Source organism: Xanthomonas sp. BRIP62411 (genome assembly GCF_003993525.1).
In the GTDB taxonomy this organism is placed as follows: Bacteria; Pseudomonadota; Gammaproteobacteria; order Xanthomonadales; family Xanthomonadaceae; genus Xanthomonas; species Xanthomonas euroxanthea.
This window is the reverse complement of record NZ_QEZI01000002.1, coordinates 98,447-113,954: the sequence shown is the minus strand read 5'-3', so window position 1 is coordinate 113,954 and position 15,508 is coordinate 98,447. Positions and strand designations below refer to the sequence as shown.

General features: G+C 67.3%; 10 protein-coding genes. 5 read left to right on the top strand and 5 right to left on the bottom strand.

Annotated features, from left to right (window positions below):
• Positions 1 to 185: 185 nt before the first annotated feature.
• Genes EO139_RS00750 through EO139_RS00735 form a run of 4 tightly spaced genes read right to left on the bottom strand, consistent with a single transcriptional unit; the run spans position 186 to position 4,928 of the window.
• Positions 186 to 1,766 (bottom strand): DHA2 family efflux MFS transporter permease subunit, encoded by a 1,581-nt coding sequence (locus tag EO139_RS00750; RefSeq protein ID WP_104583372.1) that lies wholly within the window; start codon positions 1,764 to 1,766, stop codon positions 186 to 188.
• Between the two features lie 6 nt (positions 1,767 to 1,772).
• Positions 1,773 to 2,966: an efflux RND transporter periplasmic adaptor subunit gene (locus EO139_RS00745; protein ID WP_104583373.1), complete on the bottom strand. Its 1,194-nt coding sequence runs from the start codon at positions 2,964 to 2,966 to the stop codon at positions 1,773 to 1,775.
• 10 nt (positions 2,967 to 2,976) lie between these two features.
• Positions 2,977 to 4,464 carry an AdeC/AdeK/OprM family multidrug efflux complex outer membrane factor gene (locus tag EO139_RS00740; RefSeq protein ID WP_164739082.1) on the bottom strand — a complete coding sequence of 496 codons (1,488 nt, stop codon included), beginning with the start codon at positions 4,462 to 4,464 and terminating at the stop codon, positions 2,977 to 2,979.
• A 23-nt stretch (positions 4,465 to 4,487) separates the two neighbouring features.
• On the bottom strand, positions 4,488 to 4,928 hold the full coding sequence (locus EO139_RS00735; RefSeq protein ID WP_104583375.1) for a MarR family transcriptional regulator: 441 nt from the start codon (positions 4,926 to 4,928) through the stop codon (positions 4,488 to 4,490).
• Positions 4,929 to 5,051: 123 nt separating this feature from the next.
• Here EO139_RS00735 and EO139_RS00730 point away from each other — a divergent pair, with 123 nt between their 5' ends.
• From EO139_RS00730 to EO139_RS00720, 3 genes are all read left to right on the top strand, one after another.
• Complete coding sequence (locus tag EO139_RS00730) at positions 5,052 to 5,903, top strand: helix-turn-helix transcriptional regulator (RefSeq protein ID WP_126969002.1); 852 nt, start codon at positions 5,052 to 5,054, stop codon at positions 5,901 to 5,903.
• Between the two features lie 60 nt (positions 5,904 to 5,963).
• Positions 5,964 to 8,207 (top strand): DNA topoisomerase IV subunit A, encoded by a 2,244-nt coding sequence (gene parC, locus EO139_RS00725; protein ID WP_104583377.1) that lies wholly within the window; start codon positions 5,964 to 5,966, stop codon positions 8,205 to 8,207.
• Between the two features lie 564 nt (positions 8,208 to 8,771).
• Positions 8,772 to 9,428 (top strand): thiopurine S-methyltransferase, encoded by a 657-nt coding sequence (locus EO139_RS00720; protein WP_126969001.1) that lies wholly within the window; start codon positions 8,772 to 8,774, stop codon positions 9,426 to 9,428.
• A gap of 285 nt (positions 9,429 to 9,713) precedes the next feature.
• Here EO139_RS00720 and bfr read toward each other — a convergent pair whose 3' ends face one another.
• The gene (gene bfr, locus EO139_RS00715) at positions 9,714 to 10,199 is read right to left on the bottom strand and encodes a bacterioferritin (RefSeq protein ID WP_039511630.1); all 486 of its coding nucleotides are present in this window, start codon (positions 10,197 to 10,199) and stop codon (positions 9,714 to 9,716) included.
• 149 nt (positions 10,200 to 10,348) lie between these two features.
• Here bfr and EO139_RS00710 point away from each other — a divergent pair, with 149 nt between their 5' ends.
• Both EO139_RS00710 and EO139_RS00705 read left to right on the top strand, forming a co-directional pair.
• The gene (locus EO139_RS00710) at positions 10,349 to 12,772 is read left to right on the top strand and encodes a penicillin acylase family protein (protein ID WP_164739660.1); all 2,424 of its coding nucleotides are present in this window, start codon (positions 10,349 to 10,351) and stop codon (positions 12,770 to 12,772) included.
• A gap of 497 nt (positions 12,773 to 13,269) precedes the next feature.
• A complete protein-coding gene (locus EO139_RS00705; RefSeq protein ID WP_126968999.1) occupies positions 13,270 to 15,414 on the top strand; it encodes a TonB-dependent receptor in 2,145 nt (714 codons plus the stop codon).
• Positions 15,415 to 15,508: the final 94 nt, after the last annotated feature.

The window sequence follows — 15,508 nt, the reverse complement described above, 5'->3', positions numbered from 1 at the left end:
GCGGGACCTTACGCGGCATGGATGCCGCGTAAGCGCCTACACGGACGTACTTGCGGCGTCTCCTGCGATGGTGGGCGGGCAAGGGCCCCGCAGCCAAGTCGCAGATCATTCGCTCTGCACTGGACCGACGTGAGGTCGTTGTCTTAGCCGATGTCAGAACGGCCAAGCGCCTTGTCAGCCGGCGCCTAATGCCCCCCGGCCGCCGCTGCGCCGCCCGCACCTGCACCGAACGGCGGCTTGGCCAGCCACAGGAAGAAGATGATCGCCAGGAAGGTCCAGCCGAGCAGGTAGAAGATGTCGTTGAAGCCCATCTGCGAGGCCTGGTGATTGATCATGTTGTTGAGCGAGGCCGCGCCGCGTTGCAGGTCGCCCTGCCCCATCGCGGTGACCTGCTCCTGCATGCCCGGGGTGTACACCGAAATGTGTTCGGTGATGTGCGCGTGGTGCACCTGGGTGCGGCGTGCCCACAGATAGGTGGTCAACGATGCGGCAAAACTGCCGCCGAGGGTGCGCAGGAAGGTGGCCAGGCCGGAACCTGCCGCGATCTCGCGACCGTCCAGGTCCGAGAGCAGAATCTGCAGCACCGGCATGAAGAACAGGGCCACGCCCACGCCCATCACCAACTGGACCGTGGCCACATGGCCGAAGTCCACCTGCAGGTTGAAGTTGGAGCGCAGGAAGCTGGTGAACGACAGGAAGATGAAGGCAACGGTGGCGAGCATGCGCAGGTCGAACCGCAGCGCGTACTTGCCCACGAACGGCGTCATCAACACCGGCAGGATGCCGATCGGCGCGGTGGCAAGGCCGGCCCAGATCGCGGTGTAGCCCATGTCGCGTTGCAGCCATTGCGGGATCAGCAGGCTCACGCTGAAGAACGCCGCATACGCCACCACCATCGCCAGCGTGCCGGCACGGAAGTTGCGGTGCCGGAACAGCTTGAGATCGACGATGGGGTCCTTGTCGGTAAGTTCCCAGATCACGAACACCACCAGCGCTACCGCGGCAACGCAGGCCAGCACCACGATCTTGTCGGAGGAGAACCAGTCCTCGTCGTTGCCCAGGTCCAGCACCAGCTGCAGCGCACCGACGCCGACCACCAGCAGGATCAGGCCGATGTAGTCCATGCGCGGCTTTTCCAGCTGCTCGGGACGATGCCGCAGCTGCGAGCCGACGATGCTGCTGGCGATGATGCCCAGCGGCACGTTGATCAGGAAGATCCATTCCCAGCTGTAGTTGTCGGTGATCCAGCCGCCCAGGATCGGCCCGGCGATCGGTGCCACCACGGTGATCATCGCCAGCAGGGCGAGCGCCTGCCCGCGTTTTTCGCGCGGGTAGATCGACACCAGCAGGCTCTGGGTGATCGGGTACATCGGCCCGGCAACAAAGCCCTGCAGCGCGCGCGACACCACCAGCATGCCCATGCTCTGGGCCAGGCCGCACAGCAACGAGGCAATGGTGAAGGCCAGCGTCGACCACACGAACAGCTTGGTCTCGCCGAAGCGGCGGCTCAGCCAGCCGGTCAGCGGCAGGGCGATCGCGGTGCTGACCGCGAACGAGGTGATGACCCAGGTCGCCTGCTGCGAGCTGGCGCCGAGATTGCCGGCGATGGTCGGCAACGAGACGTTGGCGATGGTGGTGTCCAGCACCTGCATGAACGAGGCCATCGCCAGGCCCACGGTGCACAGCGCCACACTCGCCGGGCGAAAGCCGGCGGCGGGCGCGGGTGCCGAGGGACCGCCTGGCGCGGTGGGAGCTTGCGAGGACATGCTGGCTCAGCCCGCCTTGGACGCAGCCTGCGCAGGCAGGTTGTCCTGGATGATGCGTTGGATGTCCGCGTCGGCGGCCTGCAACTGCTGCGCATACACGTCGGTGGAGAACACCGCGCCATTGGCGAACTTGGTCGGCAGCACGCTGCCCTGCTGGTCGTGCAGGTTGACGTCGACCTTCATCGACAAGCCGATGCGCAGCGGATTGCCGGCCAGTTGCTTGGCATCCACCGCGATGCGCACCGGCACGCGCTGCACGATCTTGATCCAGTTGCCGCTGGCGTTTTGCGCCGGCAACAGCGAGAACGCGCTGCCGGTGCCCAGGCCCAGGCTCTCGATGCGGCCGGTGTAGTTCACGCCGCCGCCGTACAGATCCGAATGCAGTTCCACTTCCTGGCCCAGGCGCATGTGCTTGAGCTGGGTTTCCTTGAAGTTGGCTTCCACCCACACCTGTTCCAGCGGCACCACCGCCATCAGCACGCTGCCGGGCTGCACGCGCTGGCCCAGCTGCGCCGAACGGCGCGCCACGTAACCGGACACCGGCGCAATCACCCCGGTGCGGGCATGGTTGAGATAGGCCTGGCGCAGCTGTGCGGCGGCGGTCTGCACGTCGGGCTGGTTGGCCACCGCGCTATCGTCCACCAGCGCGCGGTTGCGTTCAAAGCTCTCGCGCGAACCGCTCACTGCCGCTTCGGCAGCGGCCAGCTCTTCGCGGGCATGCGCCAGTTCTTCGCTGGAGATCGCGCCGCTGGCGGCCAGATCCTTGCGGCGTGCGAAGTCGGCACGTGCGCTGCGCAGGGACACCTCGCGCGAAGACAGGTCGGCCTGCGCGCCTTCCACACTGCGGTACAGACCACGCACCTGGCGCACGGTCTTGGCCAGGTTGGCCTCGGCCTGCTGCAACGCGACCGCGGTGTCGGCCGGGTCCAGCTGCACCAGCAACTGGCCGCGCTCCACGCGCATGCCGTCTTCGGCGCCGATGCTGACCACGGTGCCGCCGACCATCGGGGTGATCTGCACCTGGTTGCCCTGCACGTAGGCGTCGTCGGTGTCTTCGTGCCAGCGGCCGACCAGGAAGTACCACACCACAAGACCGATGATCGCCAGGATCACCACAATGGCCACGATGCGCAGCGCCGCGCGGCGCTTGCTGGGCGCGGCCGGCGCAGGTTGGGAAGAAGTTGGAGTCGTCTGGCTCATCGTCGCTGTCTCAGGAATTCGGTTGTGCGGAAGTGGTCTCGGCGTGTGCGGTATCGCGTGCAGGTTCCGGCGTGAATCCGCCGCCCAGGGCACGCTGCAACCTCACCGAGGCCAACAGTTGTTGCGATTGCAGGCTGGCCATGCGCTCGCGCGCGGTGAGCAATTGCTCCTGCACGCTGAGCACTTCCAGATAGCTGCCGATGCCGGCGTGGTAGCGCTGTTGGGCAAGCGCGAAGGCAGCCGACACGGTCTGCACGGCGTCGTCCTGCGCGCGTGTGCGCTGCTCCAGCGAACGCACCGCGTTGACCTGGTCGGCCACCTCGCGCAGGGCGTCGATCACCTTCTGGTTGTAATCGGCCACCGCCAGGTCATACTGCGCATCGCTGCCGGCCAGATTGGCGCGCAGCTTGCCGCCATCGAAGATCGGCAGGCTCAGCGCCGGCGCAACCACGCCGAGTACCGAGGCGCTTTCCAGCAACTGGCCGACGTCGCGATTCACCACCCCGCCCAGTGCAGTGATGTTGAAGCTGGGGTAGAAGCGGGTCTTGGCCGCGGCGATGTCCTGATTGGCCGCCTCCACGCGCCAGCGCGCGGCGACCACATCGGGACGGCGGCCCAGCAGGTCGGCCGGCAGGTTGCTGGGCAACTGCGCGGCGATGGCCGCGCCCAGCGTCGGGCGCGCGATCTCCAGCCCGCGATCCGGGCCCTGCCCGACCAGGGCGGCCAGCGCGTTGCGCGCCTGGTCGATCTGCTGCTGCGCCGACTGCAGCTGCTGCTGCGCCGACGGCACGCGGGCCTGCGCCTGGCGCACCTGCAGATCGCTGTCGATGCCGGCGCTGCGGCGTTGCCGGGTGAGGTCCAGGGTCTTCTGCGCGCGGGTCAATTCATCGTTGGCCACGTCGTGCAGGCGCCATGCATAGTCGAGCTGCGCATAGGCCTCGGCGATCGCCGCCGACAGGTTCAGGCGTGCCGCCTGTGCATCCACGTCGGCCGCATGCGCCTGGTCCACCGCCGCTTCCCAGGTGGCGCGCTTGCCGCCCCACAGGTCCACGCCGTAGCGGAAGTCCAGCACCACCTGCGCGCTGCCGGCATAGCTGCCGCCGCGCTCCTCGCCCACCATCGATTCGGGCAATTGCAGGCCGGTGTAGCCGCCGGAGACCGACAGGCTGGGGCCGCGATCGGCCTGGGCGGTACCGATGCGTGCCTGCGCCTGGCGCAGGCGTGCGTCGGCCGCGGCCAGGCTGGGGCTGTGCTGCAGGCCTTCGGCAATCAGCGCATTCAATTGCGCATCGCCCAAGGCGCGCCACCAGTCGCTGGTCGGCCAGGCGGCAGGGCTCAGGTTGGCCTGGGCGAGGGTGCGCTCGGCATGCAGCGCGCCCGGCTCCAGCACGGTGCCCTGCGGGGCAAGCCCGCGGCTGCTGGCGCAGGCGGCCAGCGCCAGCGTCAGCGCAGTGAGGACGAGCGGCCGCGCAAGCTGCGTGGAGCGCAGGCGCAGCATCTGAATCGGGGAACTAGCAGCGTTCATGAGTTGAGTGCATCGCGGACACGGATGAGGAGAGAGGTGAGTTGCTCGCGCTCGGGCGGGGCCAGATCGCGCAGGCCATGCTCGATGGCGCGTTCGCCGCGCAGCTTCAGGCGCTCCCACAGCGCCACGCCCTGTTCGGTCATGACGATCTGCAGCGCACGCCGGTCCTGCGCATGCGGCTCGCGTCGCACCGCACCGAGCGCTTCGAGCTTGTCGAGCAGGCGGGTGACCGCGCTCGGGGTCTGGTCCAGCGCCAGCGCCAGTTCGTTGGCCGTGCAGGGCGAGCGCACCGCCAGGATCTTCAGGCCGACGTAGTGGCTGAAGCCGAAGTCCGGCAGCTCGCCCTTCATTTCGGCATCGAGCTGGCGCATCAGCGCGTCACGCACCTGGCGCAACAGCAGCCCGAACGACGGCGAGGTGGTGGAGAGGTCATTCATGGCGGGCTATTTTCTTCCGAAAAATATATTTGTCAACGCAAATATCCCGGAAGGAATTAAACCGCCAGCAAGGATCGCCACCTTACGCGGCTACATGTCTGGCCTGGTAATACAATTGCGCCAATGACTGTCGAAAAACCGCCAACCACGGTCGATGCGCTGCCGCCCGGTGTGCGGGACAGCTTCGAATGGGCCGACGGACCGGAGGTGATCGCGTTCTTGGCCAATCTGCGCGCGGTATGGGCGCCGGAGGCCGTCCAGCACGCCCATGTCCGCGGGCAATTGATGTACGTGGAGCACGGCGTGCTGACGGTGCATACCGAGCAGGGAACCCTGTCGCTGCCGCCGGGCTGCGCCGGCTGGATGCCGCCCGGGCAGCAGCACACCGTGGAGCTGGCCGGGCCGCTGCGCGGCTGGGGCGTGGTGGTCCGGCCGGATGCCTGCGCTGCGCTGCCCGCGCAAGGCGGGGTGATCTGCCTGACTGCACTCGCCCGCGAGGTGATCATGCGCGCAGCCGACTGGCCCCTGGGTCAGCCATTGGACCCCGCGCGGCAACGCCTGGCCGCGGTGCTGCTGGACGAACTGCGGCAGGTGCAGATCGACCACCTGCACCTGCCGATGCCGGCCGACCGCCGGCTGCTGCGCATCGCCCGGCAGTTGCTGGAGACGCCGGCCGACCCGCGCCCGCTGAACGCCTGGGCCGACTGGGGCGGGCTGTCGGCGCGCAGCCTGAGCAGGCATTTCCGCAGCGAGACCGGGTTGAGTTTCGCGCAATGGCGGCAGCAGGCGCGGCTGGCGGAAGCACTGCGGCGGCTCAGCCAGGGCAGCCCGGTCGCCCAGGTCGCCGACCAGCTCGGATACAGCAGCCCCAGCGCCTTCGTCAGTGTGTTTCACCGCCATTTCGGCGCCCCACCCACGCGTTATCTGGCCGGCACGCATGCGCGCGGCTTGGCATCCCCCGCCGCATCCGGATAATCGGCGCTCTTCGAGCGCGCGCCACGGCGCGGGCTCCTCTTTCGTAGGACCTGGCTTTACATGACCGATCTGACCCGCCCCACCTTCCACGGCTTCGAGCAGCTGCCGCTGCGCGAGTACGCCGAACGCGCCTATCTCGACTATTCGATGTACGTGGTGCTCGACCGCGCCCTGCCGTTCCTGGGTGACGGCCTGAAGCCGGTGCAGCGGCGCATCATCTTCGCGATGAGCGAGCTGGGCCTGAATGCCGCGGCCAAGCCGAAGAAATCCGCGCGTACCGTGGGCGATGTGATCGGTAAGTACCATCCGCACGGCGACAGCGCCTGCTACGAAGCGCTGGTGCTGATGGCGCAGCCGTTCTCCTACCGTTACCCGCTGATCGAGGGCCAGGGCAACTTCGGCTCTACCGACGACCCCAAGTCGTTCGCGGCGATGCGTTACACCGAATCCAAGCTGACCCCGATCGCCGAGGTGCTGCTGGGCGAGATCAGCCAGGGCACCACCGATTGGGCGCCCAACTTCGACGGCACGCTGGAGGAGCCGACCTGGCTGCCGGCGCGCCTGCCGCACCTGTTGCTCAACGGCACCACCGGCATTGCCGTCGGCATGGCCACCGATGTGCCGCCGCACAACCTCAACGAGATCGTCAGCGCGCTGCTGCGCCTGCTCGACAATCCCGATGCCACGGTTGCCGAACTGTGCGAACACGTGCTCGGCCCGGACTACCCGACCACCGCCGAAATCATCACCCCGGTGGCCGACCTGCGCGCAATCTACGAGACCGGCCACGGCAGCGTGCGCGCACGTGCCACCTACAAGAAAGAACACGCCAACATCGTCATCGACGCGCTGCCGTACCAGGTCTCGCCGTCCAAGGTGATCGAGCAGATCGCCCAGCAGATGCGCGCCAAGAAGCTGCCGTGGCTGGAAGACATCCGCGACGAGTCCGACCACACCAGCCCGGTGCGGGTGGTGCTGGTGCCGCGCTCCAACCGTGTCGACGCCGAACAGTTGATGGGCCATCTGTTCGTCACCACCGATCTTGAGCGCAGTTACCGCGTCAACCTCAACGTGATCGGCCTGGACGGCCGCCCGCAGGTGAAGAACCTGCGCCAGTTGCTGAGCGAGTGGCTGACCTTCCGCAGCGACACCGTCACCCGCCGCCTCAACCATCGCCTGCAGAAGGTCGAGCGCCGCCTGCACCTGTTGGAAGGCTTGTTGATCGCCTTCCTCAACCTGGATGAAGTGATCCGTATCGTCCGCAGCGAGGACGAGCCCAAGCCGGTCCTGATCGCGCGCTTCGCGCTCAGCGAAGAGCAGGCCGAATACATCCTGGAAACCAAGCTGCGCCAGCTGGCGCGCCTGGAAGAAATGAAGATCCGCGGCGAGCAGGAAGCACTGGCCAAGGAACGCGCACAGATCCTGGCCATCCTGGAAAGCAAGACCAAGCTGAAGAAGCTGATCAAGGACGAACTGACCGCCGACGCCAAGAAGTTCGGCGACGCGCGTCGCTCGCCGCTGGTGCAGCGTGGCGCCGCCCAGGCGATCGATGAAACCGAGATGGTCGCCAGCGAACCGATGACCGTGGTGCTGTCGGAAAAGGGCTGGGTACGCGCGGCCAAGGGCCACGAGGTCGATCCGGCCGGCATGTCGTATCGCGAAGGCGACAGCCTGCTGGCGGCGGTGCGCAGCCGCAGCACGCATCAGGTGGCGTTCCTGGATTCGGAAGGCCGTGCCTATTCGACTGCGGTGCACACCCTGCCCTCGGCACGCGGCAACGGCGAACCGTTGACCGGCCGTTTCTCGCCGGCCTCGGGCGCGGCATTCCAGGTCATGGCCAGTGCCGACAACGCCACCCGCTTCGTGCTGGCGTCCTCGCATGGCTACGGCTTCGTCACCCGCTTCGAAAACCTCACCGGTCGCAACAAGGCCGGCAAGGCGATGCTCAACCTGACCACCGGCGCGCATGTGCTGACGCCTGCGCAGGTGACCAACCCGCAGAGCGACCGCATCGTGGCCGTCACCAGCGCCGGCAATCTGCTGGCGGTGACGGCCAGCGATGTGCCCGAACTGGACAAGGGCAAAGGCAACAAGATCATCGACATCCCCAAGGCCAAGCTTGGCACCGAGCGCGTGGTCGCGGTGGTGGCGGTGGCACCGGGCAACACGCTGCTGGTGCGCAGCGGCGCACGCACCATGAGCCTGTCGTTCAAGGATCTGGATGTGTATGTGGGCGCGCGCGCGAGTCGCGGGGCGTTGTTGCCGCGTGGCTGGCAAAAGGTGGACGGGTTGGAAGTGCAGTAACGGCTGTTCACCGACGCGCGCGTTCGACGCTGCCGCTGCCTCGATTTACTGAGGCGCGGCAGAAGGTGGACCGGTTGGAGTGCAACGGTGATTCGCTGACGCGCCGCGCGATGGCGCGTTGGCCGTGCGGTCTTGGGCGACCCACAAGACTACCGCCAGCTGGACGCTGCCGGCCTTAAGGCATCGCGCCATCGGCCGGGTTGGTTTGAAACCGCGAGGCTACGCTGAGGCTCAAGCTCTGCATCGCCTTGAGAGTAACCGAACGATGCGGATGCGTCGGTTGTGGAGCGGCTGATCTGCGGCTTGGCTGCAGTGCCCTTGTCCGCCCACCATCGCAGGACACGCCGCAAGTACGTCCTTGTAAGCTCTTACTCGGCATCCATGCCGCGTAAGGTCCCGCGGTGCGGGGCGGGCAAGGACCAGTCGAGAGGGTCGGTGTGCATGGTAAGCGCAGTAAATGTCGCGCGGCGGTGCGGTATGGTCTGAGCGGCTCATTTCGATCTGCAGTGCCACTGTCATTCCGACAACACGTCACTCGTCAACGCAAACCGACAAGACACCATCATGGACACAGCATTCTGGTTGCAACGCTGGCAGAACGGCCAGACCGGCTTCCATCAGGACGAGGTGATGCCGCTGCTGCAAAAACATTGGCCGGCCTTGCAATTGCCGACGGCTGCCCGCGTACTGGTGCCGTTGTGCGGCAAGACGCTGGACCTGCACTGGTTGGCCGCACAAGGCCATCGCGTGCTTGGTGTGGAGCTGTCGCCGCTGGCGGTGACGCACTTCTTCGATGACGCCGGCCTGCAACCGCAGCGACACACCAGCCGCGCGGGCGAGCACTTCATCGCCGGCCCGATCGAAATCATCTGCGGCGACGCATTTGCACTGGAGCCAGGCGTGCTGGCCGATTGCAGCGCCGTCTACGACCGCGCCGCGTTGATCGCCCTACCTGCCGGCCTGCGCCAACGCTATCTGCACAGCGTGTACGCGCAGCTGCCTGCGGGATGCCGCGGCCTGTTGATCACCCTGGACTATCCGCAGGCCGAAAAGGCCGGCCCGCCGTTTTCGGTGGACGCTGCCGAGGTGCACGCCCTGTTCGGCACGCAATGGCAGGTGCAGCAACTGGAACACCGCGACATCCTCGACCAGGAGCCGCGCTTCCGTGCCAACGGCGTCACGGCCCTGTCGACCGGCGTGTATCGCCTGCAGCGCAGCTGATTGTCCCTGGCAAACGCTCCGTCGTAGCCGGACCATGCATTCACGGCAGTCGGCCGCCGCATGCGCCGCACGATCGGCGCCTTGCGAGCCGATCACCAACCGCGCGGCATTGCGCCACGCAGCGGTGTTGCCGAACGGTGTGACGCGCCAGGCGGCATGCTGCAGTAGACAGCCGGCAGCCGGCCCAGACCACGCGGCGATGGCAATGCACAGCACAACCCGGCACCCGCGACTGCATACCTGCGCTGCGCCCGCTCAGCGGCTGCGCAGCGCCGGTCACCGGGCTCAGCCGGCGACATGCCCCTTGTCGATCTTCGAGGTCTGATACAGCTCCAGACCGATGCGCTTGATCAGGCCGAGCTGCTGCTCCAGCCACCAGGCGTGGTCTTCCTCGGTGTCCTGCAGCTGCTTGAGCAGGATGTCGCGGCTGACGTAATCGCCGTGCTCTTCGCACAGCTTCATGCCGGCGGCGAGATTGGCGCGGACTTCGTATTCCACGACCAGATCGCGCTCGAGCATTTCGACCACGGTCTTGCCGGGCGCAAACTCGGCCGGCCGCATGTCCGGGTCGCCTTCCAGGAACAGGATGCGCCGCAGCAACGCGTCGGCGTGCTCGGTCTCCTCTTCCATTTCGTGATTGATGCGCTCGTACAGCGCCATCAGGCCCTGGTCCTCGTAACGGCGCGAGTGCAGGAAATACTGGTCGCGTGCCGCCAGTTCGCCGCGCAGCAGCTGTTTGAGGTAGTCGACGACTTCGGGATGGCCTTTCATGATGTGCTCCAGCAACGCAATGCGCGCATGGTGCCCTAACCCGCCGGGCAATGATCTAATCGGAATCACTTTCAGTTGCGCTTGCGGCCGGACCCGCCACGGTCATGACCGGCGGCCACACTGTGACCGAACTCAAGGACCCGACAACAATGCGCAAATGGCTGGGCCGGCTGCTGCTGGCAATCGTGGTATTGGCCGTGGCGGCCCTGTTGGCCGTGTACCTGCTGATGCGTGGCAGCCTGCCGCAGCTGGACGGCAACAGCGCACTGACGGGCCTGGCGGCACCGGTCAGCGTGCAACGCGACCGGCGTGGCGTGGTCACCATCGATGCGGCCAGCCAGGTCGATGCCATGCGCGCACTCGGCTATGTGCATGCGCAGGAGCGCTACTTCGAGATGGACCTGATGCGCCGTGCACCGGCCGGCGAGTTGTCCGAGCTGTTCGGCGCCGCGGCGCTGGACCTGGACAAGCGCAATCGCGTGCACCGGCTGCGCGCCCGCGTGCAGGCCAGCCTGGATATCGCCGTCGGTAGCCAGCGCGCGGCGCTGCAGGCCTATACCGAGGGCGTCAATGCCGGGCTGGCCGCCCTGCGCGTGCGCCCGTGGCCGTACCTGTTGCTGCGGCAGACGCCGCGGCCGTGGACGCTGGACGACTCCATCCTCACCGGCATGGCGATGTATGCCGACCTGCAGGACAACGACAACCAGACCGAACTGGCAGCCGCACGCATCCGCGCGGTGGTGCCGGCGGCGCTGGCGGCTTTGCTCGATCATCAAGGTTCCAGCTGGGATGCCCCGCTGCTCGGCGCCGCGCAAGGCGATGCCGTGCTGCCCGACGCCGCCGCACTGGACCTGCGCCGCCTGCCGCATCCGGCCGCCGCGGCAGGCGCCGAGCCGCCGACACCGGGCAGCAACAACTTCGCCGTGGACGGCAGCCTCACCAGCGACGGCCGCGCCATCGTCGCCGACGACATGCACTTGGGCCTGCGCGCGCCCAACATCTGGTTCCGTGCACGCCTGCGTTACCCGGACACCGGCGCGCCCGACGGCAAGGTGGATGTCACCGGCTTCACCCTGCCCGGTTTGCCGGCGGTGGTCGTCGGCAGCAATGGGCATGTGGCCTGGGCCTTCACCAACAGCTATATCGACACCGCCGACTTTGCGCGGATTGCGCCGGCCACGCCGGGCCATCCGCAGGCGCTCACCACCCATGTCGAAACGATTCGCGTGGCCGGCGCCGCACCGGTGCGTTTTGCGGTCCGCGAGAGTGCGTGGGGACCGATCCTGCACGACAACCCCGATGGCAGCGTGCTCGCGCTGCGCTGGGCCGCGCAGCTGCCCGGCGCGATCCGCCTGGACTTTGCGCAGATGAGCACCGCGGCCGATCTGCAGGCCGCCTTTACCGTGGCGGATCGTTCGGGCATTCCGGCACAGAATCTGTTGCTGGCCGATCGCAGCGGGCGCATCGCCTGGCGGTTGATCGGCGCGCGCCCGGTGCGCAATGCCGGGTGTGGCCCGAGCGGCATCGCCGAACTGGCGGGTTCGGCGCAGCACGCGGACGCGGCATTGCCGTCGGCTGCGGTCACCACAGCCTCGGCACTCGCGCCGACCGGCTGCCTGCCCTGGCCGGTGCGCAGCGACGACGCCCCTGCGCTGATCGATCCCCCCTCGCACCGGCTCTGGACCGCCAACAGCCGCGTCGTCGATGCGCAGCAATTGGCCACGCTCGGCAATGCCGGCTACGACCTGGGCGCGCGAGCGCAGCAGATCCGTGACGACTTGTTCGCCAGGCAGCGTTTCAACGAACTGGATCTGCTCGCCATCCAGCTCGACGATCGCGCCGTGCTGCTCACGCGCTGGTGGCAGTTGTTGCGCAGCGTGGTCGAACACAGCCAGGACCCGGCCTTGCAGCAGATCGAAGCCGCCACACGGCAGTGGGATGGGCACGCCTCCACCCGCTCGGCCAGCTATCGCATCGTGCGCGGCTTTCGCGGCATGACCATCGACGCAGTGGAAGCCGGCCTGCTGGCCCCGGCAAAAGCCGCGCTTGGCAAGGACTTTTTACCGCCGCGTCGCGCGCAACTGGAAGGCATCGTCTGGCCATTGCTGCAGCAACGCCCGGCGCATCTGCTGCCGCCGACCTATGCGAACTGGGACCAGTTGCTTGCCGAAGCGGCACGCAACGCGCAGGCGGAGCTCGCTACGCAGGACGGCGCCTCGCCGGATAGCCCCTTGAGTGAACGCAGCTGGGGCGAACGCAACACCGCTGCCATCTGTCACCCGATCGCGCGGGCATTGCCAGCGCTCGCCAAGCGCTGGCTGTGCATGCCGCCCGACCAGCTGCCCGGCGATCGCGACATGCCGCGCGTGCAAGGCCCGGCCTTCGGCGCCTCCGAACGCATGGTGGTGTCGCCCGGCCACGAGCAGGACGGCATCGTGCACATGCCGGGCGGCCAGAGCGGACATCCGTTGTCGCCGTTCTGGGGCGCGGGGCACGAGGATTGGGTGCACGGCCGGCCGACCCCCTTCCTGCCGACCGCTACCCGCTACACGCTGCGACTGCAGCCGAAGTAGGCACGAGGCTTCGCGCGGGCCCTCATCCGCCCTTCGGGCACCTTCTCCCGGAGGGAGAAGGACAGCGACGAGCACCTCTCCGGGGGGGGAGAAGGACAGCCGCGAGCACCTCTCCGGGAGGGGAGAAGGAGGGCCACGAGCACCTCTCCGGGAGGGGAGGAGGACAGCCGCGAGCACCTCTCCGGGAGGGGAGAAGGACAGCCGCGAGCACCTCTCCGGGAGGGAGTAGAACAGCCGCGAACCCCTCTCGTCGGGAAAGGGGTCCGGGTGAGGGTACGGGCACACGCCGTGCGACCGGGGGCATTGCGCGTCCCGGTACTCGCAGATCTCAGACCGCAGCTCGCGCCTCGCATGCCGCATGCCGCATGCGGCGCCGCGCACCTCGCATGCGCATGCGCACGTCGCAGTCTGTGCCGCAACGCCCACCCGCCGACCTGCGCAATCAAGCGAGCACAACATGCTAAGATGCATTTGATAACCATTCCCATTAGTGACCAATGCGCCCCACGCTCCTTGTCACCGCGCTCGCCGCCGCCTTCGCTCTGCCTTCGCCCCGCGCCTTCGCTCAACAACACGGCAGCACCTCGGCAACCGTCACCGACCTGGATGGCGTCCAGATCGTCGGCCGTGCGCAGACGCTGTACAAATCCGACGACGCCGCAGTGGCCACACGCACCGACACGCCGTTGGCGCTGGTGCCGCAGTCGGTCCAGGTACTGCCGCGCGAACTGATCGACGACCAGGCCGCACGCCAGATCACCGACCTATATCGCAGCATCAGCGGCATCAGCTTCTTCAGCTATGCCGGCGTCACCCTGCGCGGATTCCGCCAGGAAAACGTGCTGTACGACGGATTGCGCGGCGATCCGTATGCCGGCTTCTCGGTCCCGCAGTTGTTCAATATCGAACGCGTGGAAGTGCTCAAGGGTCCGGCCGGTGCGCTGTACGGTGGCGGCGAACCCGGCGGCGTCATCAATTACGTCACCCGCAAGCCCGGCCATCAGGCCGCGCGTCGGGTGGAGCTGCAGGCGGGCAATCAATCCTTCGGAGCCGCCTCGTTCGAAGCTACCGGGCCAGCACGCGACGACGGACGCATTCGCTACCGCGTCGGCGCCTATGCCGATGGCGAGGACGGTTTTCGCCGCAACACCGATAGCCAGAGCCAGATCGGCGATGCGTCGGTGGCGTTCGATATCGGCCAGACCGGCGAGCTCACCTTGCAGTACACCGACATCACCCAGAACCTGGGCGGCAATCGCCTGCGTGGCGTGCCGGTGGATGACGACGGCAACTTCCTCACCGACCGGCGCTGGAACCACAACGAACCCACCGATTTCCTCGACATGCGCGCCAAGGTCGCATTCGCGCAGTACCGCTTTGCGCCGTCAGATGCGTGGGACGTGGACATGGCGCTGCGCTGGTTCAAGAACGACGAGCATCAGATCTATCACGAGCCGATGGGCCTGATCGACCGCGATGGCGACGGCACCGCCGAATGGATGACGCGGCAGTTGCGCAACCAGTTCCGCGACAACGATGCGATCTCCAGCAACGTCAACGCCGTGTTCCGCACCCGCATCGGCGCGATCGAGCACAAGCTGCTGATGGGCGCGGACTACTATCGGCTGGATGCGGATTTCCGCGCGCAGACCGCCAACACCGCCGACACCGGCCGCGTGCGCGGGCCGGTGCCGGGTATCGATCTGTTCAACCCGGTGTACGGGCGCAGCGGCTTTTACGACTACGCTCTGGACAGCCTGCCCTGGCGCGCCACCAGCACGCGCAGCCAGCGCTACGGCGCGTATCTGCAGGACGAACTCACGCTGACGCCGCGCTGGTTTGCGATGGCCGGACTGCGTTGGGACGGCTTCAAGGACGACAACCGGCTGGACGGCTCGCGCGTCACCGGCAACGATCTGAGCTGGCGTGTGGGCAGCACCTTCGTGCTGCGCGATGGCATCAACGCGTACGCCAGTTATGCCAGCGGCTTCCTGCCGCAGGATGCGGCCAATCAGGACAGCAGCGTCGGTGGCCCGTTCGATCCCGAGCGCAGCACGCAGTGGGAAGTAGGCCTGAAGACCGCGCTCAACGACGGCGGGCTGACGCTCAACACCGCGCTGTATCGCATCGAACGCAGCAACATCGTGCAGGCCGACGGCAGCGTCGTCGCTGGGGTCAATCAACTCGCCGCGCTCGGCCTGGTGCGCAGCGAAGGCCTGGAAGTGGATCTGCTGGCCGACCTCACCGAGCGTTGGGTGCTCAACCTGACCTACGCCTACAACGATGCACGCGTGCTGGATGCGGGCACCAACGGCATCACCAACGCGTCCGGCGACCGCTTCGCCAATGCACCGCGCAACACCTTCGGCCTGTGGACGCGCTACGACCTGCCGGCCTGGAACTCGGCAATTGCCTTCGGTGCCGACTACGTGGGCGAGCGGGTCAGCCTGGAAGGCCAGCGCGTCAAGCCGTATGCCATCTTCGACATCAGCTGGCAGACGCAATGGGATGCCTGGAAGCTGCAGGTCAACGTCAAGAACCTGTTCGACAAGGTGTACGCCGTCAGCGGGTTCACTGAGCGCACCGGCCACTTTCCTGGCGAACCGCGCCGCATCTACGCGCAGCTGGCTTACGATTTCTGAGCAGGGCGAGCACGCGTCTGTGCAGGTCTCGGACGTTGCCCAAGTGTGACGTTCGTCGGCCACCGCATGCACGATTGCGGCCTCGACCACGACA

Coding starts and splice junctions, on each gene's coding strand:
- EO139_RS00750 (WP_104583372.1), bottom strand. CDS start 1,766: ATGTCCTCGCAAGCTCCCACCGCGCCAGGCGGTCCCTCGGCACCCGCG.
- EO139_RS00745 (WP_104583373.1), bottom strand. CDS start 2,966: ATGAGCCAGACGACTCCAACTTCTTCCCAACCTGCGCCGGCCGCGCCC.
- EO139_RS00740 (WP_164739082.1), bottom strand. CDS start 4,464: ATGCTGCGCCTGCGCTCCACGCAGCTTGCGCGGCCGCTCGTCCTCACT.
- EO139_RS00735 (WP_104583375.1), bottom strand. CDS start 4,928: ATGAATGACCTCTCCACCACCTCGCCGTCGTTCGGGCTGCTGTTGCGC.
- EO139_RS00730 (WP_126969002.1), top strand. CDS start 5,052: ATGACTGTCGAAAAACCGCCAACCACGGTCGATGCGCTGCCGCCCGGT.
- parC (WP_104583377.1), top strand. CDS start 5,964: ATGACCGATCTGACCCGCCCCACCTTCCACGGCTTCGAGCAGCTGCCG.
- EO139_RS00720 (WP_126969001.1), top strand. CDS start 8,772: ATGGACACAGCATTCTGGTTGCAACGCTGGCAGAACGGCCAGACCGGC.
- bfr (WP_039511630.1), bottom strand. CDS start 10,199: ATGAAAGGCCATCCCGAAGTCGTCGACTACCTCAAACAGCTGCTGCGC.
- EO139_RS00710 (WP_164739660.1), top strand. CDS start 10,349: ATGCGCAAATGGCTGGGCCGGCTGCTGCTGGCAATCGTGGTATTGGCC.
- EO139_RS00705 (WP_126968999.1), top strand. CDS start 13,270: ATGCGCCCCACGCTCCTTGTCACCGCGCTCGCCGCCGCCTTCGCTCTG.